Origin of the sequence: Brucella pituitosa (assembly GCF_965577835.1) — a bacterium.
GTDB lineage: Bacteria > Pseudomonadota > Alphaproteobacteria > Rhizobiales > Rhizobiaceae > Brucella > Brucella pituitosa.
Window position 1 is genome coordinate 1,061,619 of sequence record NZ_OZ264093.1, and the last position, 21,596, is coordinate 1,083,214.

Here is a 21,596-nt window from a genome sequence, read left to right on the forward strand (position 1 = left end):
CAAATATGTCTTACGTAACTAAAAACTACTCTACCGACGGCGGCGATACGCTTGTCATCGGCGGTACGCTGAAAGTTGAGGCCGGTGCAACGGTTGAAGGCCTTGAAGGTGGTGGCGGCGCTGCTGCTTGGGACGACATTACCGGCAAGCCTGCCGTAATCGCGGCTGGTGCGGATCAGTCCGCTGCGCGAACTGCTATTGGAGCAGGTACGTCAAGCTTGGCCGTAGCAACCACGGCTCCAGCAGCACTGGCCGCCGCTGCCGCTGTCGGAACAGGCACTACCGCTGCACGTGCAGATCATGTGCACGCTCTTCCTGCAGCTACTGCGCTTCAAGTTGTTGCCGGTACTGGTGGCCTCGCAGCTGGCAATTTGCAGGTCACGCTACAGGCGCTCGCAACTCGTATCGCAGCCCTTGAGGCCGCCGCAGGCTAATGCCTCACGTCCGCTTCTCCTCAGATTTTGATTGGAAGCCACTCCCGCAAGTGACCATTGCTTATAAGGCTAGCTGGTCTGGCCTCGTGACTACACCTTGCGCAACAGCTGCAATCGAACGAAACAAGGCTGTTCGCCTGAAGACTCCGAGAAAAGGTGAGAAGGATGGCGACACGTAAAGGTGCAGGCGCGCTCAACAACATCGTCGTCTTTCAGCAGCGTGAAGCGGTGAGGGACGAGGGCGGCGGCACTAGCCAGGATTGGGTAGACAGGTTCGAAACCGCCGCTCGTTTGCAGCCCCGCCTTGGTTCTGAAAACGATATTGCGGCTCGTACTCAAGGCATCCAGCCTTATACGCTTGTTGTTCGCAGCGAACCGCGAACGCGAGGCGTTACGCCGTCATGGCGCGCTAGAAACAAGCGAACTGGCGTTCTTTACGAGATCCAGTCATGTGCTAACCCCGACGAGGTTAATCAGTACATCGAAATGCGCGCTGTAGTGCAGGGCGGTGGTTGATGGCTATCGGTGCTCGAATTCTGGGGCTCGCTAAACTCGAACAGAAGTTCAAACGCTTGCCGAAAGTCGCTCGCGACATGGTTCGCGGTGCAATGGAGCAGGGCGCTGACGATATCGTCGACATGATGAAACGTCGTGTTGCTGAAGATGATGGTGCACTGCGGGAAAGCATTGGCTGGACGTGGGGCAAAGCTCCAAAGGGCAGCATGGTGATCGCGACAGTCGAAGCCAGCCTTGCAGCTGATTGGACGATCACGATCTATGCAGGAAACAAAGAAGCTTACTACGCGCGCTGGATTGAGTTTGGTACGGTAGGCTTTGCCAATAAAGGCATGTTTCCCGGCACAAAGAACCCCGGTCAGGGAAAACAACCATTCTTCTACGTGACGTGGCGAGCCAAAGAAAAAGAAGTCAAAAGCCGCATCCGTCGAGCCGTCACCAAAGCAGCGAAAACAGTAGCCGCAGGAGGCTGATGGATGGACCCTGTATGGGAACTTCAAACCGCGATCTATGCGCGGTTATCGCAGAATGCTGCGCTGACAACGCTAATCGGCGCTGACAAAGTCTATGACAATCCTCCCGCCGATCCTAATGGCAATATACCGGCCGCGACCTATCCATATGTTTCATTCGGCAGCGCTTCATCTTCTGATGACAGTGCCGATTGCGTTGATGCGGTTGACGTTACTTTCCAAATTAATTGCTGGTCTTCTCTGCCAAGCCAAAAACAGGTTCGGCAAATCGCTGACGCCGTCACCAAGGCGCTTAGACGATGGGAACCGCCGCTCGCAGTGAACGCTCTCGTCACCTTCGATTATTGGCGCACCGACTACATCCGCGCTCCCGGCATCAACCAGGCTTCGATCCAATACACGGCCGTCATCGAGACGCCGTAGCCCTCGCGCCGGGTTTCACCACTCATTCTCTTTTAAGGTCGCCATGGGCGGCTTTTTTATATGGAGCTCCACATGGTAGCTGCAACAACTATCAAGGGCGGTAAATTCCGCGTCCTTATCGGCGATGATGCCGATCCTATTGTTTACGAAAACCCTTGCGGCTTCACGCAGCGATCGATCACGATCAACAAGGGCCTTGAAGAAATCAATGTTCCAGACTGTACCGACCCTGACAAGGTCGATTGGGTTGGCCGCGACGCAACCAGTCTATCGATGAGCGTGAGCGGCGAAGGTGTACTTGCTGCTGAAAGCGTTGATGTCTGGTTGGATGCTGTCGATAGTCTGGATTCCATTCCAGTGAAAGTTGAGTGGGAATTCCCCGCAAAAACCATCACATGGACTGGTCTGATGCATGTCGAAAGCATCGAGGCAGGCGCCACCAATGGTCAGCGCGCAACACTGAATGTCAGCCTGCAGTCGGACGGTCAGATGGTCCGTACGTCTACACCGGCTACACCATAATGCGCGATGCATCGATCGAGCTAACTTGGGCGGATGATGATTACACATTCCGCCTTGGATGGAGCGAACTTGAAGCACTTCAGGAGGCCTGCGACGCGGGCCCCTGGGTTATTCTTGAGCGCTTGATTTCGAAGCAGTGCTTCATCGGCGATATTGCAAATGTAATTCGCCAAGGGCTGATCGGCGGTGATATGAAACCGACCGACGCCACGAAGCTTGTGCAGCGATATGTCGAAAAGCGCCCACCCGCCGAAAATCTGCTGCACGCTATTGCGATCCTTCAGGCGGGGATTCAGGGCGTACCGGAGGAGCCTGTGGGGGAGCAGGGAGCGGCAAGTCAGACCCTATCGACAGCCTCCCCAATGGAAAAATCAGATTTGCCGCCATCTACGGAAACGGCGCAGTTCTAGGCTACACACCGCAGGACGTTCGTAAAATGTCCATGTGGCAGTATATGGCCGCGCTTGATGGTTACATCAAAGCAAATACGCCAGACGAGCCGGGTAAGCTGTCCGATTCCGAAAAGGACGATCTTTGGGATTGGATTAAGGCTGGGTGATGCTGGTCTGTTTTGGCTATCGGCAAAAGCTTCTATCAACGTACTGTTTGTTTCCGCTGCCGTTGAAATAGTAACAACCTCCGCGTGGACCGAGATGGTACGTGCGGTAGCTGGATGAACTACGACCGCTATACGATGAAGACTGTCTGTAACTAGGGGATGTAACGACACTGCTTCGTGGAGAAGCGGTCAAGATGGCCCCCGCATTGTTGCCGAATGCCACTACGCCTCTTTTACCATCTGACGTGGTTACATAGCCCCTGCCGCCAAGACCGTCGCGATTTCGTGTTATAACAGCACTTCCATATCTGCCGTCGTTGCAAGAAACTGGAATTGTTATGACTGTCTTCATATCCAAGGCATCGTATGTGCCGCCACATATCAATGATTTGTCAGGTGTTGATAATTGAAAATGCCCGCCAGAGATCGCAGCAGTGGTTGTTCCAAGAAGAGCCGTTCCGTCGTCAAACTTAACCGCGGCGGGGGTTGTGTAGCTTCCACAAGACGACAGCAATAATCCCGCGGCACATATTGTCAAATAGCGCATTCCGCCCCCTATAGTTCCCAGTTCTTAGATAAACAGAACGGTTCTATGGTGTCGAGTCTAACGGCAGACAAATTCATGTCGCTTTGAAAACTGCTTAACGCATCTTCCCACTCTCGTAGAAATCGAGACATTTCCTTAGACGATTTACGTGTTCTGCATGTGGGATCGCCTTCGTGTAAGCCTCGTCGAATGTCGGACTATTACTGGTAATTTTCCCGCAATCGGTGGCGAACGCCCGCCTCTTCAGCATTTCTGCTGTCCGGTATTCATTCCAAAAATAGTACCCGACGAACGCGATAATCGCGATGCAGGCTGCACCAATCAATAATTTCATCAGCTTCCCCAAGCTCGCATTCGTGCGGGCTTTTTTCTTATCAGGACATCGTTGAGTATGGCAAGAACCGACCTCGAAAGTCTGGTTGTTCAGCTTTCTGCTGACTTCAAGTCATTTGAAAAAAGCCTGGCTCGCGCCAACGATGTTTCTAATCGCCAATTTAACGCGATTGAACGTCGCGCCCGCCAGATGAACAAGAATCTGGATAGTATTTTCACACGCTCGTTTAGTGGCCTTACGGCACCGCTCGCCGGGATTGGCGCTGCTCTGGGTGTCGATCAGCTTCGCAAGATGACTGATACGTGGACGGATATGACGTCCCGCGTAAACCTTGCCGCTGGGTCTATTGATAAAGGCACGGAGGTCATGGGCCGTCTCGGTGAGATGGCGCGCCGTACGTATTCCGACCTATCACAGACTGCTGAAAGCTATCTTTCTAATGCCACAGCCCTTCGTGAACTTGGCTATAACACCGATGAATCCCTCAACTACACCGAGGCGTTAAACAACGCTCTGGTTGTGTCGGGTGCCAAGGGCGATCGCGCTGCACGAGTTATTGATGCGCTCGCCAAAGCTATGGCGACTGGCAAACTGCAGGGTGATAACCTCAATACAGTAATTGAATCGGGTGGTCGTGTCGCGGAAGCGCTGGCAGCCGGTCTCGATACGACAGTAGGCGGTCTGCGAAAGCTTGGCTCGCAGGGCAAGATTACTGGTAACGATATTGTTCGCGGCCTATCGAGCCAGATGGAAACGCTTCGTCAGGAAGCGGCTGACATGCCTGCCACGATCGGCGACGGCTTTACTCTCCTGAACAATGCGCTGCTTCAGTACGTTGGCAATGCAGACAGTGCAGCTGGTGTGTCTGCGAAGATTTCCGAAGCACTGGTCATGATTGCCGACAACTTCGACAAGGTCGCAGATGGCGCTTTGCAGGTCGCTGCGGTGATTGCGGGTGCCTTGGTTGGTCGGTCGCTCCTTGGCATGATCCGTACGCTCGGTCTTGGCGTGACGGCCTTGGGCCAATTCAGAAAGGCGCTTGCTGCAGCCCAGACAATGGGCGGATTAGCAACAGCCTTCGGTGGTCTTGGTGCCGCAGCTGGTCCTGTTGGTATGGTCATCGGTGGTGCGGTTGTTTCATCGCTTATTCTCTACAATTCAACAGTCGGTGAATCGAGCCAGGGAGCAACGCTCTTTGCCGAGCGACTTAAAAAGGTTGAAGAGGCCGCTAAGTCTTCCGGCAACGCTGTTGAACAGGCCGGCAGACAGAACGACGCGTATACACAGAACTCACTGAGCAAAGAAGTTGAGGCTTCGGTTGTTGCGCTTGATGATGCCCGCGAAGCCGCAGTGAACATGCTGGCCTCGTTCGCTCAAGTCTCGTCGATGAGCCTTATTACTCCGGAACAATACGATGAGCTGGCTCGTCTTCGTGATGGAGTAAACGAAGGCACTGTTTCGGCAGAGGGCGCCAAGCAGTCCCTGTTCGCTATGGCAAACGCTGACTACAACTTTCAGGAAGTTGCGGACGCAATTGGCCCGATCCTCGATCATTTGGCTATGGTTTCTACAGCTGCACGAGGTGCCGCCGCAGATCTTGCTGCGGTATCTGGCGCGCGTGCGGTTATCGAAGACCGTTCGACCCGTTCAGCTAAAGATCCCTACATCATGCAGCGTGAAGCTGCGAATGAGTATGAACGCGATCAGCTTCGCCTAGCCGCCCTCAGCAAGAAAGAACACGCGCTCGAAATGGAGCGCAAGAAAGTTCGCGACGCAGCAACTAAAGACGGCATTGCTCTTACCGAAAAGCAAATTGATGCCATCGCACGCGCGAATGTAGCAGCACAGGAAAGCCGAACTGCCGAAGGCAAGAAGCCGAAGAAGGAAAAAAAGACACCGGCTGAAAAATTCGACACGACAGTTCAGGACGCTAACGACCGCACCGCTGAACTTGTCGCGGAAACTGAGGCTCTTCGTCAGATCAACCCGCTAATCGACGATTACGGGTTTGCTGCCGAAAAGGCACGCACGGAGCAGGAGTTACTCAACGCAGCTCAAAAGGCTGGCATTGCCATCACTCCAGAGCTTCGATCGCAGATTGCTCAAACCGCCGATCAGTGGGCACTCGCAACCGCGGAAGCCAACAAGCTTAACGAAGCTCAAGGTGAACTAAGGCAGAAGTCTCAAGAATGGCGAAGCACGGAGCTGGATGCATTCAAGGGGCTTGTTACTGACCTGTCATCTGGGAAAGATGCTGTCGAAGCACTTACAGATGCTGTTCAGAAACTGATCGATAAGCTGCTCGACATGACGTTGAACAACTTGTTTGACGGTCTATTCGGCAAGTCAGGAAGTCTGTTTGGCGGGTTTATGGGCTTTAAAGACGGCGGACTGCCTAAGTTTGCCAATGGAACGCCTTCGCGACCCGGTCCCGGCCTCATTCGCGGACGTGGTACCGGGCGCAGTGATAGTATTCTCGCAAGAGTTTCGAACAGAGAGTTCATCACGAATGCTCGTTCGACTGCCAAACATCGCAGACTGCTGGAAGCAATCAATAAAGATAATTTGCCGGCCTTTGCTACCGGCACGCCAAGTCTGCACGCCCCCTCAATGCCGATACTCAGCGCGCCGCAAAGGCCAAGTGCTGCACAGGCGGCACCACAGATCAACATCAACGTGGCAAGCGCGAGCGGTGACGATTACATCCGCGCCGTTGTCAGTGACGGCGTTAGTCAGGGACTTCGTCAGTACGACAAATCAGGCCCGATGCGCTTTGCACGGGACAGTAAACAGGCATCAAGGCGGGGGTTAGTGCGATGATCGATCTTCTCTCAACCGTCCGCTTTGTGCCGTCCTACCCGATGCTCAACAACCCGACAAGCCAGACGAAATTTGGCGGTCGGGTTATATCCACGGTTGAGTTCGTTGATCCTTATCGCACTGTGGATATGGAAACTTTGCCGATGAAGGCCAGCGAGGCTGTTCAGCTTCAGGCCTTCATTGCGTCGGCTCGCGGCGGGATGGAGACGATTGTCTATCGTCCGAAACACATCTGTATTCCGCGCGCCTATTGGGGCGATCCTAACAACACACACATTACTGGAACGGCTTCACGTGGGACAGTGACTGGTGGCTACACAGTGCAACTGACCGGCGTTGTTCCAGGTTTGCAATTGATGGACGGCGATATGTTCTCACTCAAGAGTGGCGACTATCGCCAGTTCTTGCAGATCGCCTATGGCGGTGGAGCAACAGCGGTAAGCACGACGATCACGGTTAAGGTGGATCAGCCGATTGCGTCATATATCGCAGCAGGCGCAACAGCTCGGTTCAAGCAGCCAGAAATGAATACGCGGCTTGTGAAGGACAGCTTCCAGATGACGAAAGGTCCGCGGCCAACAGCATCTTTCCAACTGATTGAGGTGCCGAGGTGATGGAGGAAATAGTGGGAATAGTGTTGAAGCTTCGTACAGCAGAGCGAATCGGAGAAGGGCTGTCACGCATCGTATTTGATCAGATGCCTTACGTTGATGGACAGCCCCAAGTCATTCTTACGATCCAAGGTTCGTTTTCACTTGATTGTCCCGGTACTAAGAGTGTTGTCCCAGCCGCATGATGGGCATTGTATGCCTTCAACATGCATCGTATCGCCTCCCGCGTGAGGCGGGTACTTCGGATACATAATGTGTGTGCAGTCCGGGTTGCCACAAATCAGGTCTATGCCTTCATCGGTCTGATTATAGCCCGCGAAGAATGTAGCATCGATCTTTATCTCGCCTTTATGCGGCTGCGCCGGTAACTTTATTTGCTTCATATCAAGCCTCCCTATTGTTGACGCGTGCATCAAAGCTGAGTCGCAACCAATAGTCGATTACACTTTCCTACAATTCGGAGGCTTCATGGCTTTCCCAACCCGTCTACAGCAATTGCTGGAAGAGGGGCGCATCGTCGTGCGCTCACTCGGCGAATTCCAATTCGGCACGGGCTTTTGGTACATGTGGAATGGCTCGTCCGAATTTACTTGGAACGGCAACACCTACATTCCAAATCAGCTTATTGCGATTGAAGAGCCACCGTATCAGATGGGCGCGGAAGCGCTGCCAATCACTATCACCATGCCCACGGCTGCTGATTACGGTGTGACGCCTGATAAGCTCGCACAAATTGAGAGCGTCGATTACAAAGGCCGCACGGTTATTCTGTCGGATGCTTATTTTGATCCGGACACGCGCGAGCTGCTGCATGTCGAACCGATGTATCGTGGCTATATCGATACCGTTGATCACGTCATAGACGGCGGTGAAATGGTGCTGAAAGCCAACGTGGAAACGTCGGCGCTGGAAAACCATCGGGACGGCTACCGCACTGCCTCACATGAAGATCAGCAGCTTATCTCGCCGGGTGACAAGATTTTCGAATACGCCTCGACCGTGAAGCGTGAGAACTTCTACATCACGCCATATCAATAAGCCCTCCTGACAGTAAGGACCGCCATGCACCAGCAATGGGAAAAACGCCTCGTGGCTGTCACGGAGGCGCACATGAACACGCCTTTGGTTTGGGGAAAGTCTGACTGCCTCCTGACCACCTGTGATGCCATTGAGGCCGTTATCGGCACTGATCCAGCGATAGAAGTCCGTGGCAAATACAAAAGCCGTGCTGGCGCATATCGTCTGATCAAACTGCGCGGCTTCGACAGTCTTGGCGCAGTTCTGGCCGATCGATTTGAAGAAATCCCTGTCGCTATGGCGCAGCGTGGTGACGTCGGCATCTTTGAGAAAACTGTCGGCTACTTCTGTGAATACGGCTTTGCTTTGAAAGGCGAGGACGGTTTGCGCTTCCTGCCGCGCACAATGGCCGAGAGGGCCTTCAAGGTTTCCTGATGTTTTACATTCTGGCGATTTTATTCGCGCTGCTGGCAACGCCTGCGGCGGCGGACCCTGTTTCACTTGTGACAGGCATTGTCGGCCTTGGATCATGGCTATTTGGCGGCACCGTACTTGCAAACATCGTGTTGGGCGGTCTTCTGGTGGCAGCCAAATATGCGCTGACATCGATCTTCCAGCAGACCCCGAAGTCTTCCGCATCGGCCACAGAAACCAAGTATGGCGAAAACCTCGTGCGCGAGGTCGGTCTTGGTGTGTTCGGCACTATGGGCCATCACATCTACCGAAACGCCTTCGACAAGGGCAATCACATTGTCCAGGACGTGTTCAAGCTGTCGGATTTCCGATGCCTTGAGCTTCTTCGCGTGCAGATGGATGGTGAATGGAAATCACTCTCGCCAGATCAGCAAGGCGATGAAGGCCGTATTTATGGTCAGCGCATCCTTGGCGTAAAGGATGGTGGACAATGCTTTGTGCGCTTTTATCAGGGTACGCTTGACCAGACTGCCGACCCTGCTTTGATCGCTTATGCCAATCCTGCCGGTCGCTGGACATCGGCACATCGTGGCGCTGGCCTTTGTTACGCAATCGTCACGACGATGACCGACGTGGACAATCTTACGTCAGTTCCAAACATCATGTTCGAAGTGCGCGGGGCTCCTCTTTATGATCCGCGCAAAGACACCTCTGTCGGCGGTTTCGGCGCACATCGCTGGAATGACCAGAGCACTTGGGAGTTCAGCAACAACAATGCCGTGATGATGTATAACCTTGAAAGAGGCCTGTACATCGGCACTGAAAAGATCGTCGGACGTGGTGTGGCTGCAAGCCGCCTGCCTTTGTCTGATTGGTTCACCGCAATGAATATCTGCGATGAAATCATGTCAGACGGCAGCAAGCGCTATAGCGCTGCGCTGATTGCGTCATCTGGTGATGGCGTCACCCACGAAACCAATATGACGCCATTGCGCGAAGCATGTGCAGGTTCGTGGATTGAAGCCGTTACGGGCGAATATCCAATCGTCGGAGCCAATCAGGCTGTCGTTGCGACAATCACTGACGAAGACATCGCATGGGAAAAGTCGTTCCAGCTATCGCTGACGCGCACGCGAACCGAGCTCGTTAATACGGTCGCTGCATCGTACGTCAGTCCGGACCTATTCTATGAAACCACGTCACTGACCACCCGCATTGATGCACTTGCTTTGGCGCAGGATCGTGAGCGCTTGGCGTCGAAGGTCGATTACACGGCGGTTACCGATCATCGCGTTGGCGACCGGCTGGCGGATATTGCTATCCGTGCCTCCCGATACCAGGCCAACGGCAGCTTTACGGTTCATCCAAAGTTTCTGGCGCTTCAGGTAGGCCAGTGGGTGCAATGGCAGTCTGATCGTTACAATCGTACGATCAAGATGCAGATCCACTCCAAGTCTCTTGGTGCGATGGGCAGCGACAGCGTTCGCGATGTTTCAATTTCTTGGCAGGAGGTAGGTGAGGGCATCTTTGATCCAACCGCTTACGAGACAAACCCGCCTGTTCTGATCCCCAACCAGCCACCGGATTATCAGGCGCAGCTTGCCAACTTCAATGTCATCCCGAACAAGGTCATAGGCGATGATGGTCAGGAATACCCCGGCATTCGTCTGTTCTGGGACGAGATTACCGACACTACTGTCGAAGGTGTCGAAATCCAGTATTGGCCAGAGAATGATCCGTCGCAGATATTCACGGCTTACGTGCCGCGTGATGTGACCGTCTTTCAGATCGTCAACGGACTGACCAGTAAATCAGAATGGAACGTTCGCTATCGCTTCAGAGTGGCGGCAGGAACGCGTCCTGTGGTTTGGTCTGCTCCAGTGCTGGTTCTGACGCAAGAGGTGTCAGGCGATGCCAGCCCGGTCGATTATGGCCGTCTTGATGACGACTTGTCGGGTCTGATCAACTGGATAACTGACGATATGCGCGAGCTTAAAAGGCAAGCACAGGAACTGGCAACCAGCACTGCCGACAATCACAACACCAACTACGCTGACTTGCAGACCATTCGCCGCCAGCTGACCAGCACGTACGGAACGGCAAAAGCATCGTGGCAAGAGGATATCCTTGTCGCAACGGGTCCAAATAGCGCCATTGGGCAACAGCTGACGCAGATCAATGTCAGCCTTGGCACCAAGGCAGATGCCAGCACAGTCGTGCTATTGCAAAGCCGCGTGGATGGCGTCGAAGGCGATATGACTGCCATTTCGAATGCGCTGACTGAGGTCAATGCATCGGTAGATGGAACTGTCTCGAATGCCGCTTGGCGCATGACGGCAACACAGGGAAGTGGCGGACAGTCGGTCAAGATTTCAGCGTTTGGCCGCATTGGGTCTGGCGATAGTTGGAAACAAGCCGGGTGGTTTGTGAATGTCACTCCGACAGGCAGCCAGTTTGTCATCGTTTCCAACCAGTTCGCGATAGCTGACCCGAACGATGACGGCAGCTTTACGTATCCGTTTGTCGCTCAGAATGGTGAGATTTACATGCAAAGCGTTCGCCTCGGAACGTTGAGGTTTGATCGTCTCCTGTCAAACAACAGCAAGTTTGATGCTCGCGGGGATGGCGGCAACGCATATCTGAGGATTATCGTCTAATGGTCAGTTGGTTTGTGGGCTGGAAGCCGGGCGTAGGCGCGGTGATGAAGGTCAATAAGTATGACAGCGATTGGCCGTTAGACGTGCCGAACGATGCGCATAATCGCTTCTACTTCAATTCGGAGGCGAGTAATCTTTCCTATGTGTTTGGAAACTTTCAGACACCGCAGCCCTTGAACAAATCGAACTATCCCGGGGGATATCTCCCGGGAGGCATGTATGGCCTGCAAACGGGTTCGCTTGGCGATCAATGGGTGATGAAAAGCACCTACACGACGGCTGGCGAGACTGGCACTCGGTACGACATTTATGGCCTCATTGGTCGAATGTCTGACCTCGCAGGCACTATCCCATTTGCAGAGGTGAAGTTCATTTCTGCGGATGGAACATCTCGCATTCTTTGGAACAATAAGCCGGGAAGTTCGAGCGCCTATTATTTCAGTGTGACCAACTACGGCGTGACTTGCTACTCGACGGAAACTGGCACAACGGGCCTCGGCTATCGACGTATTCCTTCAGACTTCGGCTATACGGGATGGTGCATAAGGCCATCGGACGCGTCTGCAAGTTTTGACACCTACCTTGGTGGCGACAAAGAATACGTGAATACGATGATCTGGGATTTGCCTTGCAACAATGTGCCAATCCCTAAGCCTATCGGAACGCCTATTGCAGGACAGATAGCGTTTGAGGCGTCCAATAACCGCATCAAGATGGCAAGGCCGGGGTTTTCCATTGATACAGCGACAGGGCGTCAGCTGATTATGGATAGTGACAGGACTCCGATCAAGTGTGTGATGATGGGTGAGACGCCTGCTATCGCGCCCGGTACGTCCTACTTTGTCGCAAAGCCTACATCGATTGACTTCGACCTGTCTCCTTCGATGGTCTGCGATACGATTTGCAGCCTGAATGGCTGGGGGTTCGCAATTCCTCCAGTCAATCTGAATACTGGTTTTGATGAGGAACAGACATGGGCATACTACCGTGTTGAGGCGGGAGGCATTCGATTTTCGGTCGTTGGTACGCACTCCGTTGCTATTCGTTTCATGCTCTACGCAACCGGCATTCAAGGCCATACGACGGGCGGAAGCGCTGTAATCCGAAAAGTTGAAGGCCAGTATTTTCAGATCAAAAGGCCGGGTTCCAGTGATGTTGCACCGGGATACAACGATATCCTTCTGGACACTCGTTTCGCAGCTGTGACGGTATTGGCAGAAGGGTACATCCCAGCCTCAAGTTTCAGTGCAGCCAATCAGGTTCACTGGCGTTACGGGAATATTGCCGCTCGGATTGATTTCGACAGCCAAGGCTTGTTCGTGTTTCCCAAGGTTATTGTCGATTTTGGTGACATGTTCCGACAAGGCAATCACACAATGTATCTGTCACCGGGTGGCGGCGTTGAAGTGCTTCGCCACTCAATGGCGACGGTGGTCAATAGTGATCATTGCATTGTCCATATCTCACCCGGCAACAGCGCCGGTAATGTGACGGGTTTTCCCGACCCTGTTGGCGTCCGCTACTACATCCTCGGCGCCACAACGCTCTAACAATCCGAAATCGGAGAATACTATGGCTGTTTTGTCAGATTACACCTCTGGCACGATCACGCTCGCCAATGGCTCAACGGCTGTGACCGGAACCGGCACACTGTTCGATGTGGCGAAGTTTCGCGAAGGTGACACGCTTCAAATAGAGAACCTGACGGCTGTTATTGCCAGCGTGGACAGTAACACGCAGTTGACGCTGACAGCGCCGTGGACTGGCATTTCGCTGGCCGATGCGCCCTATAGAGCGCGGTATTTGCCAGACGGTGCGCGCGTAACTGCGCAGGCGACAACGCTGATCGAATTGCTCGGCAATGGCGTGTTGTCCAACCTTGCTGAACTTGGCGTCGAGGATGGCAAGGTGCCTGTCGGCAATGCGGCGGGTGAGTATGAGCTTATAGATACTGATGAGTTTGGAGTTCAAGACCCAAATGGTAGCCTTGGTAAGCTTGCGGCGCTTACTTTGGCGGATCGTCAGATATTGCAGACGGACGAGAACGGTGCACTGAAAACACTGGCTCTTGCCGCCAATAAGTTCTTACGCACTGACGCAAACGGCGACCTTGCGTTAAGCGATCTCGGCGCAGCTGCTATCGCACTGCTCAATCTAAGCGGAGCGGCTGAGGCTGATCGTTTACCCTATCTTACGGGAGCTAGTGGTGCCGGTCTAACACCAATCACAGCTTTTGCCCGCTCACTTTTAGATGATCCCAATCCTGCAAGCATGGCTGTAACTCTCGGCAATGTATGGAGTTTTCTGGGCAACGGGTACTGCAAGCTATCATTCGGACTTTACTTAATGTGGGGGAACGTAAGCAGCCCTAACCCCGACTATAGAGTGTACTTCCCGACTTCTTTCCCCGGCTTCGTGATGTATGTGAATATGATTAACGTTTATGACTATGGCGGGGCTAACAATACATACATGGCAGCGTCAACGTCTAACCTCGACAATACGGGGTTTGATGCGCGTTGCCGTGTCATTCAAAACGGCGGGTTAGTCGGCCCTCAATCAAATTTACCACTTCGTTGGTTTGCAATCGGTTGGTGAAGGATAATTTGCTATGCAAAGATACGCTGTATTTGACAGTGACGGCCTGCCACGTGGTTTTTATTCGGAAGATGTGCACGGTGCTCGGCTTTTGCCCGTTTATGCTGAGGGAGATGATCAGTCAGATAAAGTTCCAATCGCCGATTGGAAACCAAATCCAGTATGTAGCATCCCTGCCGATGCGGTTGAAATAACCGATGATCAGTGGAAAGAGCTGATGGACTATCCTTCGGCTCGGCGTTGGGACGGTGAGAGTGTCGTGGATTATACGCCTCCGATGCCCGAACCAGAGCCTGTCGTGACAATCCTTCCAGCCGTTACGCTCTGGGAGCGGTTGACGGAAGATGAAGCCGATCAGGTGAATGAGGCCATGGCAACGCAGCCAGTGCGCACACAGCGCATTTTCACGACTGCAAATACGTTTCGATCAGATCATGAGCTTTGGCCGCTGTTAGAGCAGATGGCGAAAGAGCTGTTCGGGGCGGAAAGGGCGGCGGCGTTGCTGGCGCTATAGAAAGCCCCAGCAGATCCCCATCTGCCGGGGCTGCGCAGATCGCCAGTCGCGTCACGAGGATGATCTACGCTTGGCAAGCTTAAACCGGGCCTTGAATGAATAAAACCCCGGCAGGATCGCACAACCATACCGGGGTTGCGTTCAAAAGCAATGATCAGGAACCGTTGAACGCAGCCTTAGTTAGCAAGGGCTACTCAAAATGAAAAGCCCCAGAGGCGCTTGAAATCTCTGGGGCTGGCCCCAGACGGAGGGGTGTCACATCCGGGGCTGCGCTTCGACAGTTCGCAGCTGGTCTACACGCCCATTCATCATCTCACAATCGTGTCAAAAGACAATAAAAACCCCGGCGACCGCAAAGCCCACCGGGGTAATGCGCCTTGTTCTGATGTGGGTCAGGACAGCTTGCCTAACGATCATCTCACAATAAAAGGAAAACACAATGATTGCGGTATGGCCCATTCATACGATGATACAGCCATATGGAAACTGCAAACAAAAACCCCGGCCTCATCGCCGGGGTTTGATTTAAAACTAGTGTTACAGTTTACGTCGGTTGTTCATGTAATACCTGATCTCTTTCCAGCCGATTAAGGCTACCACGTAAGAAAGCGTAGCAAGGATAGCCGCTTCAAATAGCAAAACCCAAATCATGATGAGCTTTCAAGCCTGAACTAGGCCGCCTCCTGATTTTTTGCCCTTCATCCAAGGGATCGCAACTTCTGGTTTTTCGAGAATTCCGTTCTTCTTGGCGAAACCTCGAATGGCGCTCTCTGCCACTTTCACTGGTTTGATGCCATCGTGACTGTCGCAGCACGCTTTCCAAGCGGTTTCGTAAATGAGGCCACGGTCATATTCGGGCCACTCGTAGAGAAAATCTAGCGCATCTCCGATGCTGGCAATCTCACGTATAAGGTAAGGGCCGTCCTTCACAAAAACAGGACTGTCAAACAAACGGTCGCTCATCGAAACCTCCATTTGATCGAACGCATATTGTTGGAATGACGGCTTCGATTTAGTCAAAAATCTATCGGTTTCAAGACCCTCACAATCACAATCTAAGGAAAACACAATGGCACGACGCATAAACGCGGCGGCGCATTTGCTCGTTTAAACTCCAAGGACAATCAAATGAACAAAACAACGTTCTTCGCGTATGCGAGGCGCGCGCCTTTTGGCGGCCGTTTGAGCCAGGCTCAAGTTGATGGCACATCGGCTATCTTGGCTGAAGCTGAGCGCCGCAACCTGCCCGACGAGCAGACTGCTTATATTCTTGCAACCGTTTTTCATGAGACTGGCGGCAAGATGCAGCCTGTTGTCGAAAATCTGAACTACACAAGTGCGGCGCAAATTCGGAAGACATGGCCAAAGCGTTTTTCGTCCATTGCTGCGGCCCAGCCTTATGTTCGCCAGCCTCAAAAGCTCGCTAACAAGGTCTACGGCGGTCGCATGGGTAACGACAGCGTTAACGACGGCTGGACCTATCGCGGACGTGGCCTGCCTCAGATCACTGGCGAGGACAATTACAAGAAGTTCGGCATTGCCGATACACCGGAGAAGGCGCTGGAGTTAGCCACTGCAATCCGCATCCTGTTTGAAGGAATGGTGCTGGGCAAGTTTACGGGCCGCAAGCTGAGTGACTTTCTCGGCAAGGGCAAAGCAGATCCTGAAGGCGCGCGTGTCATCGTCAACGGCACCGACAAGGCCACGCTGATCGCCGGCTATTACCGCAACTTCCTCGACAGTCTGATTGCTGCGCGCGAAATGAAAGCTGCTGCTCCTGACGACGCCAAGCCTGACGACGTGCCTTTGCTTAAGGACAAGACGGTGCAGACCATCGTCGCAGCTGGTGGCGGTACGTTCGTGACCGGCCTTATCGGCGCAGTTTCCAATCCATGGGCATTCCTAACGGTTGCTTTGATCGTGGTTGCCTTGGGTGGCGGCTTCTGGCTTTGGCATACAGGCAGGCTTGAACTGAAGAGGGCGGCGGCGTGACGTGGCTTTTAACATTGCGCTCTAAGCTTACAGGCTACGCAGTTGTTCTTAGCGCGGCGCTGTCCGTCCTCGTCAGCGCGTACCTCAAAGGCCGGTCTGACAGCAAATCAGCCCAGACCACGCGCGACGCACAATCCGCAACCAAAGCACGGAAGATAGAAAATGAAGTCAGCCGTCTTGATGACAGCGCTGTTGACGCTCGGCTTGCTAAGTGGATGCGCGACAAGCGGTAATTACTGTGATGTGGCGCGGGCGATTTATGCCAGCCATGACGACACGTCAGAAACCAAACGCCAGATTCTGGCCGAGAATGAGAAAATGGAAAAGCTATGCGGGGTACGGCCTTGAGGAATGCTGCAATGAACGAATTGATGGGTAAAGAGAAATGACCGGAGCTGAAATCATGGGCGTTGTCGGCTTCATCGTGATGCTGTTTGGTTTTCTGTTTGGCCTTTGGAAGTATGTCGAAGGCCACATCAAGACCGTGCGCTCGGAGTGCGGAGCCAAAGCCGAAGCAGCCACAGAGCTTGCCGCACTAACGCGGCAGGAGCTGTCCGACTACAAGCTACGTGCGGCTGAGACCTTTGCCACTAAGGCCGGGATGCAGGAACAGACCTCGCAGATCATGCGTGCCATTGAAAGCGTTGCAAACCGCATCGACGGGCTCACCGAGCGTATGGATCGTGTGTTTGAGCAGAAGACGACTAGGTCGAGGGGGTGAGTAATCCATAGCCTAAACTGAAAGATTTATGCACATCCCGCGATTGTTTATGGTTGCCACTAAACATTCCGTCCTGCATCTTTATTGTTAATCGCGGCATCTCTCTCATTTCTAAACTGATACAAGTTACCCGGATCGTCACAGTATCCCAATGCAGAATTGAGCCGCGTAACTACGTGAACTATTTCTCCGCTCCAATTACCATAGAAGGAGTTGAATGCTTCATATAAAACTAACTGTTGCTCAGGCTTGAATTTCGTATTGTTAGAAGTCATTTTTGTTCCAGAGTATACTTTTATGACATCAGAGGCCAGGCTAAAACCTAGTAAGCCTAGCTTATCAATATGGGCGTCATATATAGGCGTTTTATAAATAGGAAGAATTATTTCACTCTCTTGATCTCTTAAATAAGGGCTGTCTTTGGCTGTTCTCATCATTGCTGTTTGTGTAAAAATAATATTTCTCTGCCCGTGTACTTGATCAAGAAGCATTGATAGTTCTGCTTGCAGAGAAGCGACAAGTACAGCTTTGTCGTGCTTTAAAGCTTCAATCTTAGATTCTTGTTGAAGTTTCGTTTTATGATCACGATCGTCGCGTTCACGTTTAGCTTGGGCTTCCTGCGACGCTATAAGGTTTTTAAAGCCTGATCGTGTAGTTAAAATCACACCACCAAATCCGATCATGGCGGAAAGCACTGTGGCAATAGATTGTGCGTTAGCAGCGCTGGTTAAGCTAAGAAGGATGGCAGAAATCGTTGGCAAACTGATGAAAATTGCTACACCGAGGCAAACTAGACAAATCCAAGGTCGCAACCACGTCATGTCGTCAAGGAAAATTCGCTTCTTTGCAGCCATTGCCCGCCCCCTACTTTACGATATTATCATGTCACCGGAAGTTATTTTACTCAACGATCCACTAAGGTTCTGAAATACTTAATCACAGAGTTTTTCTTAATCACTTGACGCCTCTTTCACTTCCACCACAATGACAAATTGCGGTCCACCAACCCGCAAACCAACCAACACGAGGAGACTGTATGTCTGAACAGGCACAGGGCGCGGGTGCGCGCGTAAACACGGGTGGCAACGCCTTTCCTTCACCAGACTGGAACGGTGACTGGAAAGGTCCGGACGCTAGCCATGGCATGACACTACGTGATCATTTTGCGGGGCAGGCACTGACCGGCCTTATTGGCGGGTCGCACCATGAGATGGCGACCGTCGCAGAGATGAACAATACAACAATTGTAAAGGTGGCTTCCTCTCTAGCTTACGCTTACGCCGATGCCATGATTGCTGCCAGAGGACACTAAATGCTCTCAAAACAAGAACTAGCCCGCCGTGTTGCTGCGTATCAGAAGCACGGCACGATAACGAAGGCTGCAACGGCTTGCGGCGTCAAGAAGTCTGCGTTTCATGACAGCATCAAACGCGCAGCTGAGCTCGGATTAATGGGTCCAAAGGAAACGCTACCCGGCTATGCAATCAAAAGCCTGACCGAGACACCTAACGGCACTTACATGCGCCAGACGAAAGAGGCTGGCCCTGTCTATGAGGCTACCGCCGGTTTGGCGGTCAAAGGCAAGACGACACTCGTTAACAGCGAAGGCCGCATCGTTACGCAGCACATCATGGAGCGTGCGGACGCAGACCAGCAACGGGCTGCAATCACAGCCATGGTTGAAGCACTGAAGGAAGACCTGCCCCGCGTATCTATTATGCCCGCACCGAAGGGTTGTCGGGAGGATCTGCTGAACTTCTTCTGCGTGACCGACACCCACTTCGGCTCATTATCATGGGGTGAAGAAACCGGCGCGGACTATGATGTTGAGATTGCTGAAAAACTTATAACGGATTGGTTCGCATCTGCGGTTGACCTTGCGCCAGATGCACATACGGCAGTACTGGCCCAGCTTGGCGACCTTGCGCACTACGACAGCATGGAAACGGTTACACCGGCCAGCAAGCATGTGCTGGATTCTGATTCACGTTTGCAGAAGATTATTCGAGTGATCATCCGGACTGTTCGACGTGTTATCGACATGTTGCTGCAAAAGCATCGGCATGTTCATATCATTATGGCGCAGGGCAACCACGATCCCGCCTCATCTGCATGGCTGCGCGAAATGTTGGCAGCGATGTATGAGAATGAGCCGCGTATTACCGTCGATAACTCGCCCAGCCTCTATTATGCTTATGAGTGGGGCAGAACAGCCATCTTTGCGCATCACGGTCACAAGCGGGGCGTCAACAATGTTGATGCAACGCTAGCCGGTAAATTTCGCGAAATGTACGGACGCAGCAAATATGCCTATGCGCACATTGGTCATCTGCATTCTGACGAAGGGCGCAAATCAGGCCTGATGTATGTTGAGCGCCATGAAACACTTGCTGCTCCTGATGCTTATGCCGCTGGCGGAGGCTGGCTCTCTGGAAGAAGCGCGAAGATCATAACCTATTCAAAATTACACGGAGAGGTTTCGCGCCTGACGCTCCGGCCTGAAATGGTTGCGGGGAAATATGCGGCCGCGAATGATAATGTTGAGCAGAGCAGGAGGGTGGCATGAGTTTGCCAAGACTGACGAAAGAACAGGCTGCCATTATCGGTGCATATACGGGTATCGCCGCAGGCCCTTTTGATGCGATTCATGAATATGCGGAGAAAGTGTTAGGGCACCCTGTTTGGTCGCACCAATTTGGAGATAAAGCATTCTGCGATAGACTTGCCACTGCCAGCAAGCAGGACTTTCTTGCAATCTGCGCGCAGTAACCAACCAACAACGCCGCCCACCAAGCGGCGTTTCACCACAACACGAGGAGAGAATATGCTTGAAGAAGCAGAAGACAAAGCCGCACGTGCGGCAGTTGAAGGGCGGCCCGGAGAAGGCCCGGTTACGCGCGTTACGTTGCGGGCTGACGGAATCGTACTAGGCATCAAAGGCGACGACGGTATCTGGATAGACACATATTTCATAAACACTCGGCCACCCGTCAAGCAGCCTGCCGACCTCGTGATCATCGAAACGCCTTACAGCGGCGACGTGGAAGCCAACACCGCATACGCGCGCGCTTGCCTTCTAGACAGCCTGCGGCGAGGCGAGGCTCCGATTGCCAGCCATTTGCTGCACACGCAAGTGCTGGACGATATGCAGCCCGATGAGCGGTCCTTGGGAATTGAAGCAGGTCTTGCCTGGTATCGCGTGGCAACGAAATGCGTTGTTTACACTGATCGTGGTATCAGCGCCGGCATGAGAAAAGGACTAGTTCGAGCGATCCAGCACGATGTGGCTGTCGAGTATCGAAGCATTGAGGCGAGGGCGGCGGCATGATTGACGACGATATCGCGGCATCAAGCCTCGAACACCACATCGAAGAGCTTGTGCAGGCAGCCATCCTCGCAGAGCGCCGGCGATGTGCAGCTATAGCGCTTTGCGTTTTTGACGATGACGATGTCTGGCCTGATAGCCATAGAACCGCAGGAGGCATTATAGCCGAGTCCATTCTCGCAGGAGATTCAGCATGAACCAATTCCACGTTGGCCAGAAAGTGGTCTGCATCGATTCAGTCGTTGGCTTTGAGCAATTTCTCGAAATCAAGGAAGGCGATATTTACGAGATCGAGTGGATTGGTCCATTTGAGCATTATATTCACGGCTCTTACATCGGTGTGCGGCTCAAGGGCGTCGATCGTGGAACGTGCCCTCAGTTTGGTTATGAAAACCCGCCTTTTACAGTGAGCAGATTCCGTCCGCTCGTGGAAGATAAGCTTTCAGCGTTGCGCGGCTTGCTGGCTGGCGGGCCTATTACCGAGAAGTTCGAAGAGCCAAAGCGTAAGGTGAGGGAGGAAGTGTGATGGTGCCAGACGCAAGGATTGATCGTGAGATCACCCGGGGAGAGATGGATAAGCCCACGTTTGCAGACCTCTGCGCTCGCAATAAGGAGGCAGGAGAGGCAGCTACACGTGCATGGTGGGCACAGCGGGAGCGGGAAATAGCTTCGTCGATCGATGGAGCAAGTGTGCCTAACACCTTCGATCCCGGTATCCCTTCCACAATCACCTCTGACGGCGGCTCGACCAGCTATTACGAGCTGCCCGAGGGCGCGAGCGAGCTAAACGATCTTATTGAGCACAAAGGCATGTCCTTCGCGCTCGGCAATATCTTTAAGGCTTGCTACCGTTTCGGCGAGAAGGACGCGGCCAGCCGTCTTTATGATCTGAATAAAATCATATTCTTTGCTGAGAGATTGAAAGCGATCGAGCGGCGCGCGAAGTAAATCCTACTAGGAAAAGCCCCGGCACGAGAGGTGTGATCGAGTGACCGGGGCTGCGCATGCGCTTGGACCCAGCTTCCTGACACGATGCGCAACAATAATTTATCAAAGCGAATTTTCTTTGAAAAGTGTTTTTTGTGCGTATGTGGTTGCGCTATGCCGGCACCGATACAG

Annotated in this window: 27 protein-coding genes; 25 read left to right on the forward strand and 2 right to left on the reverse strand. The window is 53.0% G+C overall.

Going from position 1 to position 21,596, the window contains the following annotated elements; genetic code table 11:
- The first annotated feature begins 5 nt into the window (after positions 1 to 5).
- The 15 genes from ACSME1_RS16230 (at position 6) to ACSME1_RS16300 (ending at position 14,439) form a co-directional block, all read left to right on the forward strand.
- Complete coding sequence (locus ACSME1_RS16230) at positions 6 to 434, forward strand: hypothetical protein (RefSeq protein ID WP_435655022.1); 429 nt, start codon at positions 6 to 8, stop codon at positions 432 to 434.
- 165 nt (positions 435 to 599) lie between these two features.
- Entirely contained in the window at positions 600 to 950 is a 351-nt protein-coding gene (locus ACSME1_RS16235; RefSeq protein WP_435655023.1) for a head-tail adaptor protein, read from the forward strand.
- The gene (locus ACSME1_RS16240) at positions 950 to 1,423 is read left to right on the forward strand and encodes an HK97-gp10 family putative phage morphogenesis protein (RefSeq protein ID WP_435655024.1); all 474 of its coding nucleotides are present in this window, start codon (positions 950 to 952) and stop codon (positions 1,421 to 1,423) included. Before ACSME1_RS16235 ends, ACSME1_RS16240 begins: the two co-directional genes overlap by 1 nt.
- A gap of 3 nt (positions 1,424 to 1,426) precedes the next feature.
- Entirely contained in the window at positions 1,427 to 1,846 is a 420-nt protein-coding gene (locus ACSME1_RS16245; protein ID WP_435655025.1) for a DUF3168 domain-containing protein, read from the forward strand.
- A 72-nt stretch (positions 1,847 to 1,918) separates the two neighbouring features.
- Positions 1,919 to 2,368: a phage tail tube protein gene (locus tag ACSME1_RS16250; protein WP_435655026.1), complete on the forward strand. Its 450-nt coding sequence runs from the start codon at positions 1,919 to 1,921 to the stop codon at positions 2,366 to 2,368.
- A complete protein-coding gene (locus ACSME1_RS16255; protein WP_435655027.1) occupies positions 2,368 to 2,778 on the forward strand; it encodes a gene transfer agent family protein in 411 nt (136 codons plus the stop codon). Before ACSME1_RS16250 ends, ACSME1_RS16255 begins: the two co-directional genes overlap by 1 nt.
- 26 nt (positions 2,779 to 2,804) lie before the next feature.
- Entirely contained in the window at positions 2,805 to 2,927 is a 123-nt protein-coding gene (locus ACSME1_RS16260; protein WP_435655028.1) for a hypothetical protein, read from the forward strand.
- Between the two features lie 938 nt (positions 2,928 to 3,865).
- Positions 3,866 to 6,628 (forward strand): tape measure protein, encoded by a 2,763-nt coding sequence (locus tag ACSME1_RS16265; protein ID WP_435655029.1) that lies wholly within the window; start codon positions 3,866 to 3,868, stop codon positions 6,626 to 6,628.
- Positions 6,625 to 7,242 (forward strand): hypothetical protein, encoded by a 618-nt coding sequence (locus ACSME1_RS16270; protein ID WP_435655030.1) that lies wholly within the window; start codon positions 6,625 to 6,627, stop codon positions 7,240 to 7,242. Before ACSME1_RS16265 ends, ACSME1_RS16270 begins: the two co-directional genes overlap by 4 nt.
- Before the next feature lie 465 nt (positions 7,243 to 7,707).
- Positions 7,708 to 8,277 carry a hypothetical protein gene (locus ACSME1_RS16275; RefSeq protein WP_105706421.1) on the forward strand — a complete coding sequence of 190 codons (570 nt, stop codon included), beginning with the start codon at positions 7,708 to 7,710 and terminating at the stop codon, positions 8,275 to 8,277.
- A gap of 72 nt (positions 8,278 to 8,349) precedes the next feature.
- On the forward strand, positions 8,350 to 8,691 hold the full coding sequence (locus ACSME1_RS16280; protein WP_435655031.1) for a DUF6950 family protein: 342 nt from the start codon (positions 8,350 to 8,352) through the stop codon (positions 8,689 to 8,691).
- Positions 8,691 to 11,327 carry a phage tail protein gene (locus ACSME1_RS16285; protein WP_435655032.1) on the forward strand — a complete coding sequence of 879 codons (2,637 nt, stop codon included), beginning with the start codon at positions 8,691 to 8,693 and terminating at the stop codon, positions 11,325 to 11,327. Before ACSME1_RS16280 ends, ACSME1_RS16285 begins: the two co-directional genes overlap by 1 nt.
- On the forward strand, positions 11,327 to 12,877 hold the full coding sequence (locus ACSME1_RS16290) for a hypothetical protein (RefSeq protein WP_435655033.1): 1,551 nt from the start codon (positions 11,327 to 11,329) through the stop codon (positions 12,875 to 12,877). Before ACSME1_RS16285 ends, ACSME1_RS16290 begins: the two co-directional genes overlap by 1 nt.
- Before the next feature lie 22 nt (positions 12,878 to 12,899).
- A complete protein-coding gene (locus tag ACSME1_RS16295) occupies positions 12,900 to 13,925 on the forward strand; it encodes a gp53-like domain-containing protein (RefSeq protein WP_435655034.1) in 1,026 nt (341 codons plus the stop codon).
- Between the two features lie 13 nt (positions 13,926 to 13,938).
- Positions 13,939 to 14,439: a hypothetical protein gene (locus ACSME1_RS16300; protein ID WP_435655035.1), complete on the forward strand. Its 501-nt coding sequence runs from the start codon at positions 13,939 to 13,941 to the stop codon at positions 14,437 to 14,439.
- Positions 14,440 to 15,099: 660 nt separating this feature from the next.
- Here ACSME1_RS16300 and ACSME1_RS16305 read toward each other — a convergent pair.
- Positions 15,100 to 15,402, reverse strand: a complete 303-nt coding sequence (locus tag ACSME1_RS16305) for a DUF982 domain-containing protein (protein ID WP_105534730.1) — start codon at positions 15,400 to 15,402, stop codon at positions 15,100 to 15,102.
- Between the two features lie 165 nt (positions 15,403 to 15,567).
- Here ACSME1_RS16305 and ACSME1_RS16310 point away from each other — a divergent pair, with 165 nt between their 5' ends.
- From ACSME1_RS16310 to ACSME1_RS16320, 3 genes are all read left to right on the forward strand, one after another.
- Positions 15,568 to 16,431 (forward strand): chitinase, encoded by an 864-nt coding sequence (locus ACSME1_RS16310; protein WP_435655036.1) that lies wholly within the window; start codon positions 15,568 to 15,570, stop codon positions 16,429 to 16,431.
- Between the two features lie 162 nt (positions 16,432 to 16,593).
- Complete coding sequence (locus ACSME1_RS16315) at positions 16,594 to 16,779, forward strand: hypothetical protein (RefSeq protein ID WP_024898763.1); 186 nt, start codon at positions 16,594 to 16,596, stop codon at positions 16,777 to 16,779.
- A 37-nt stretch (positions 16,780 to 16,816) separates the two neighbouring features.
- Entirely contained in the window at positions 16,817 to 17,152 is a 336-nt protein-coding gene (locus ACSME1_RS16320) for a hypothetical protein (RefSeq protein ID WP_435655037.1), read from the forward strand.
- A gap of 59 nt (positions 17,153 to 17,211) precedes the next feature.
- Here ACSME1_RS16320 and ACSME1_RS16325 read toward each other — a convergent pair whose 3' ends face one another.
- The gene (locus ACSME1_RS16325; RefSeq protein ID WP_435655038.1) at positions 17,212 to 18,006 is read right to left on the reverse strand and encodes a hypothetical protein; all 795 of its coding nucleotides are present in this window, start codon (positions 18,004 to 18,006) and stop codon (positions 17,212 to 17,214) included.
- A 182-nt stretch (positions 18,007 to 18,188) separates the two neighbouring features.
- Between ACSME1_RS16325 and ACSME1_RS16330 the strand changes: the two genes are divergently transcribed.
- Genes ACSME1_RS16330 through ACSME1_RS16360 form a run of 7 tightly spaced genes read left to right on the forward strand, consistent with a single transcriptional unit; the run spans position 18,189 to position 21,425 of the window.
- A complete protein-coding gene (locus tag ACSME1_RS16330; RefSeq protein ID WP_435655039.1) occupies positions 18,189 to 18,464 on the forward strand; it encodes a hypothetical protein in 276 nt (91 codons plus the stop codon).
- Positions 18,465 to 19,718, forward strand: a complete 1,254-nt coding sequence (locus tag ACSME1_RS16335) for an oxidoreductase (protein ID WP_435655040.1) — start codon at positions 18,465 to 18,467, stop codon at positions 19,716 to 19,718. It abuts the gene before it with no gap.
- Complete coding sequence (locus ACSME1_RS16340) at positions 19,715 to 19,921, forward strand: DUF7736 domain-containing protein (protein ID WP_435655041.1); 207 nt, start codon at positions 19,715 to 19,717, stop codon at positions 19,919 to 19,921. The genes ACSME1_RS16335 and ACSME1_RS16340 overlap by 4 nt, the downstream gene beginning before the upstream one ends.
- Before the next feature lie 55 nt (positions 19,922 to 19,976).
- Positions 19,977 to 20,480, forward strand: a complete 504-nt coding sequence (locus ACSME1_RS16345; RefSeq protein ID WP_435655042.1) for a DUF7768 domain-containing protein — start codon at positions 19,977 to 19,979, stop codon at positions 20,478 to 20,480.
- Entirely contained in the window at positions 20,477 to 20,674 is a 198-nt protein-coding gene (locus ACSME1_RS16350) for a hypothetical protein (RefSeq protein WP_435655043.1), read from the forward strand. Before ACSME1_RS16345 ends, ACSME1_RS16350 begins: the two co-directional genes overlap by 4 nt.
- Positions 20,671 to 21,003, forward strand: coding sequence for a hypothetical protein (locus ACSME1_RS16355; protein WP_435655044.1), 333 nt, complete (start codon positions 20,671 to 20,673; stop codon positions 21,001 to 21,003). The genes ACSME1_RS16350 and ACSME1_RS16355 overlap by 4 nt, the downstream gene beginning before the upstream one ends.
- On the forward strand, positions 21,003 to 21,425 hold the full coding sequence (locus ACSME1_RS16360; protein ID WP_435655045.1) for a hypothetical protein: 423 nt from the start codon (positions 21,003 to 21,005) through the stop codon (positions 21,423 to 21,425). Before ACSME1_RS16355 ends, ACSME1_RS16360 begins: the two co-directional genes overlap by 1 nt.
- Positions 21,426 to 21,596: the final 171 nt, after the last annotated feature.

Coding starts and splice junctions, on each gene's coding strand:
- ACSME1_RS16230 (WP_435655022.1), top strand. CDS start 6: ATGTCTTACGTAACTAAAAACTACTCTACCGACGGCGGCGATACGCTT.
- ACSME1_RS16235 (WP_435655023.1), top strand. CDS start 600: ATGGCGACACGTAAAGGTGCAGGCGCGCTCAACAACATCGTCGTCTTT.
- ACSME1_RS16240 (WP_435655024.1), top strand. CDS start 950: ATGGCTATCGGTGCTCGAATTCTGGGGCTCGCTAAACTCGAACAGAAG.
- ACSME1_RS16245 (WP_435655025.1), top strand. CDS start 1,427: ATGGACCCTGTATGGGAACTTCAAACCGCGATCTATGCGCGGTTATCG.
- ACSME1_RS16250 (WP_435655026.1), top strand. CDS start 1,919: ATGGTAGCTGCAACAACTATCAAGGGCGGTAAATTCCGCGTCCTTATC.
- ACSME1_RS16255 (WP_435655027.1), top strand. CDS start 2,368: ATGCGCGATGCATCGATCGAGCTAACTTGGGCGGATGATGATTACACA.
- ACSME1_RS16260 (WP_435655028.1), top strand. CDS start 2,805: ATGTCCATGTGGCAGTATATGGCCGCGCTTGATGGTTACATCAAAGCA.
- ACSME1_RS16265 (WP_435655029.1), top strand. CDS start 3,866: ATGGCAAGAACCGACCTCGAAAGTCTGGTTGTTCAGCTTTCTGCTGAC.
- ACSME1_RS16270 (WP_435655030.1), top strand. CDS start 6,625: ATGATCGATCTTCTCTCAACCGTCCGCTTTGTGCCGTCCTACCCGATG.
- ACSME1_RS16275 (WP_105706421.1), top strand. CDS start 7,708: ATGGCTTTCCCAACCCGTCTACAGCAATTGCTGGAAGAGGGGCGCATC.
- ACSME1_RS16280 (WP_435655031.1), top strand. CDS start 8,350: ATGAACACGCCTTTGGTTTGGGGAAAGTCTGACTGCCTCCTGACCACC.
- ACSME1_RS16285 (WP_435655032.1), top strand. CDS start 8,691: ATGTTTTACATTCTGGCGATTTTATTCGCGCTGCTGGCAACGCCTGCG.
- ACSME1_RS16290 (WP_435655033.1), top strand. CDS start 11,327: ATGGTCAGTTGGTTTGTGGGCTGGAAGCCGGGCGTAGGCGCGGTGATG.
- ACSME1_RS16295 (WP_435655034.1), top strand. CDS start 12,900: ATGGCTGTTTTGTCAGATTACACCTCTGGCACGATCACGCTCGCCAAT.
- ACSME1_RS16300 (WP_435655035.1), top strand. CDS start 13,939: ATGCAAAGATACGCTGTATTTGACAGTGACGGCCTGCCACGTGGTTTT.
- ACSME1_RS16305 (WP_105534730.1), bottom strand. CDS start 15,402: ATGAGCGACCGTTTGTTTGACAGTCCTGTTTTTGTGAAGGACGGCCCT.
- ACSME1_RS16310 (WP_435655036.1), top strand. CDS start 15,568: ATGAACAAAACAACGTTCTTCGCGTATGCGAGGCGCGCGCCTTTTGGC.
- ACSME1_RS16315 (WP_024898763.1), top strand. CDS start 16,594: ATGAAGTCAGCCGTCTTGATGACAGCGCTGTTGACGCTCGGCTTGCTA.
- ACSME1_RS16320 (WP_435655037.1), top strand. CDS start 16,817: ATGACCGGAGCTGAAATCATGGGCGTTGTCGGCTTCATCGTGATGCTG.
- ACSME1_RS16325 (WP_435655038.1), bottom strand. CDS start 18,006: ATGGCTGCAAAGAAGCGAATTTTCCTTGACGACATGACGTGGTTGCGA.
- ACSME1_RS16330 (WP_435655039.1), top strand. CDS start 18,189: ATGTCTGAACAGGCACAGGGCGCGGGTGCGCGCGTAAACACGGGTGGC.
- ACSME1_RS16335 (WP_435655040.1), top strand. CDS start 18,465: ATGCTCTCAAAACAAGAACTAGCCCGCCGTGTTGCTGCGTATCAGAAG.
- ACSME1_RS16340 (WP_435655041.1), top strand. CDS start 19,715: ATGAGTTTGCCAAGACTGACGAAAGAACAGGCTGCCATTATCGGTGCA.
- ACSME1_RS16345 (WP_435655042.1), top strand. CDS start 19,977: ATGCTTGAAGAAGCAGAAGACAAAGCCGCACGTGCGGCAGTTGAAGGG.
- ACSME1_RS16350 (WP_435655043.1), top strand. CDS start 20,477: ATGATTGACGACGATATCGCGGCATCAAGCCTCGAACACCACATCGAA.
- ACSME1_RS16355 (WP_435655044.1), top strand. CDS start 20,671: ATGAACCAATTCCACGTTGGCCAGAAAGTGGTCTGCATCGATTCAGTC.
- ACSME1_RS16360 (WP_435655045.1), top strand. CDS start 21,003: ATGGTGCCAGACGCAAGGATTGATCGTGAGATCACCCGGGGAGAGATG.